This window comes from Pseudomonas sp. (assembly GCF_037994325.1).
In the GTDB taxonomy this organism is placed as follows: domain Bacteria; phylum Pseudomonadota; class Gammaproteobacteria; order Pseudomonadales; family Pseudomonadaceae; genus Aquipseudomonas.
This window is the reverse complement of sequence record NZ_JBBNAH010000148.1, coordinates 1-2,531: the sequence shown is the minus strand read 5'-3', so window position 1 is coordinate 2,531 and position 2,531 is coordinate 1. Positions and strand designations below refer to the sequence as shown.

The following is a 2,531-nucleotide window of genomic DNA, read 5'->3' as shown; positions in this document are numbered from 1 at the left end:
GCAATTGTTCTTTTGCTCCGCCTTTGCCACTAACAGTTGGCAGCCAAGCGGGCGGCGCGCGGTAACAGACTGGCCATTGTTTACGGCCATAGTGAACCAACAAAAACGAGGATGGACATGTGCGAATTCCCTTCCGCAAAACCCTGATAAGTGCATTGGCGTTAGTGGGCATGAGCTCCCTGGCCCAGGCCGAACAGACAGTGCATGTCTACAACTGGACCGACTACATCGGCGAAACCACCCTGGCGGACTTCCAGAAAGCCACCGGGATCAAACCGGTTTACGACGTCTTCGATTCCAACGAAACCCTCGAAGGCAAAATGCTCGCCGGCCACACTGGCTACGACGTGGTAGTGCCCTCGAACAACTTCCTCTCCAAGCAGATCAAGGCCGGCGTGTTCCAGAAACTCGACCGCAGCCAACTGCCGAATTTCGCTAACCTCGACCCCAAGCTGCTCAAGCAGCTGGAGAAGAGCGATCCGGGTAACCTGTATGCCGTGCCGTACCTGTGGGGCACCAATGGCATCGGTTACAACGTGGCAAAAATCAAAGCGGTATTGGGCGTCGACCATATCGATTCCTGGGCCATGCTGTTCGAGCCCGAGAACATCAAAAAGCTTAACCAGTGCGGTGTGGCGTTCCTCGATTCGCCGGATGAAATGTTCCCGGCCGTGCTCAACTACATGGGCCTCGATCCCAACAGCACCAACCCTGACGACTACAAAAAGGCCGAAGCCAAACTCCTCGCCGTTCGCCCTTACGTCACCTATTTCCATTCCTCGAAATACATCTCGGACCTGGCCAACGGCGACATCTGCGTCGCGGCAGGTTTCTCCGGCGATATCTTCCAGGCCGCCTCGCGCGCCAAGGAAGCCGGGAAAGGCATCGAGATTGCCTACAGCATCCCCAAAGAGGGCGGCAACCTGTGGTTCGACATGCTCGCCATTCCGGCTGACGCACCAAACGCCAAACAGGCCCATGCCTTTATCAATTACCTGCTGGACCCCAAGGTGATCTCGCCGATCAGCGAGTACGTCGGTTACGCCAACCCCAACAGCAAAGCTGATGCGGTGATGGACCAAGAGCTGCGTAACGACCCTGCGGTTTACCCACCGCAAGAGGTCATCGACCGCCTGTACGTGTCTGTGCCGTTGCCACCCAAGCTGCAACGCGTCGAGACCCGTTCCTGGACCAAGATCAAGTCCGGCAAGTAACCACTGAACACGTAACAACCGAACCAGCAGCGCCACCTTGCGCTAGTAACCCAGTAATCACCTGACAGCAGTCGGGTGACGATGAAAAAAGGCCAGCCCGTAGTGGGTTGGCCCTCAAAATAAAGTTGGGAGTTTTGTAATGGCAGTTGCCTCCGGCGCCTACAAGAAAGCCCTCGAGGGCGACCAGAAACCTAAAGAGGTTTTGGTCAAAATCGATCGGGTGACCAAGAAGTTCGACGAGACGATTGCAGTGGACGATGTGTCCCTGACAATCAACAAAGGCGAAATTTTCGCCCTGCTCGGCGGCTCCGGGTCGGGTAAATCCACCTTGCTGCGGATGCTGGCAGGCTTCGAACGCCCAACCGAGGGACGGATCTTCCTCGACGGCCAAGACATCACCGATATGCCGCCCTACGAGCGGCCGATCAATATGATGTTCCAGTCCTATGCGCTGTTCCCGCATATGACCGTGGCGCAAAACATCGCCTTCGGCCTTAAGCAGGACCGCATGTCCAAGGCTGAAATCGACGAGCGCGTGGCGGAAATGCTCAAGCTGGTGCAGATGAGCCAGTACGCCAAGCGCAAGCCGCATCAGTTGTCCGGCGGCCAGCGTCAGCGTGTGGCCCTGGCCCGTTCCCTGGCCAAGCGTCCGAAGCTGCTGCTGCTCGACGAACCGATGGGCGCCCTGGATAAAAAGCTGCGTTCGCAAATGCAGCTGGAGCTGGTGGAAATCATCGAGCGCGTGGGCGTGACCTGCGTCATGGTGACCCACGACCAGGAAGAAGCCATGACCATGGCTGAACGCATCGCCATCATGCACCTGGGTTGGATCGCGCAGATTGGTAGCCCCATCGACATCTATGAAACGCCGACCAGCCGCATGGTCTGCGAGTTCATCGGTAACGTGAACCTGTTCGACGGCCACGTGGTGGAAGACATGGAAGGCCACGCGCTGATCGCCAGTCCGGACCTGGAACGTGCCATTTACGTTGGCCACGGCGTGACCACCTCGGTGCAGGACAAGCAAATCACCTACGCCATTCGCCCGGAAAAACTGCTGGTCACCACCGAAATGCCGACCTGCGAATACAACTGGTCGCGCGGCAAGGTGCATGACATTGCCTACCTGGGTGGTCACTCGGTGTTCTACGTGCAATTGCCAAGCGGCAAGGTCGTGCAGTCGTTTGTGGCCAACGCCGAACGCCGTGGCGCGCGCCCAACCTGGGGCGACGAAGTGTACGTCTGGTGGGAAGACGACAGCGGGGTCGCGTTGCGCTCATGAGCATTCGAAGACTAAAAAGGCTGATGCCTACGGGC

The 2,531-nt window shown here is 57.8% G+C and carries 2 protein-coding genes; both read left to right on the top strand.

Going from position 1 to position 2,531, the window contains the following annotated elements; translation table 11 throughout:
- Window positions 1-119: 119 nt before the first annotated feature.
- Complete coding sequence (locus AAAB16_RS05020; RefSeq protein ID WP_340662356.1) at window positions 120-1,214, top strand: polyamine ABC transporter substrate-binding protein; 1,095 nt, start codon at window positions 120-122, stop codon at window positions 1,212-1,214.
- Window positions 1,215-1,353: 139 nt separating this feature from the next.
- Window positions 1,354-2,496, top strand: coding sequence for a polyamine ABC transporter ATP-binding protein (potA, locus tag AAAB16_RS05015; protein ID WP_340662355.1), 1,143 nt, complete (start codon window positions 1,354-1,356; stop codon window positions 2,494-2,496).
- The last annotated feature ends 35 nt before the right edge of the window (window positions 2,497-2,531 follow it).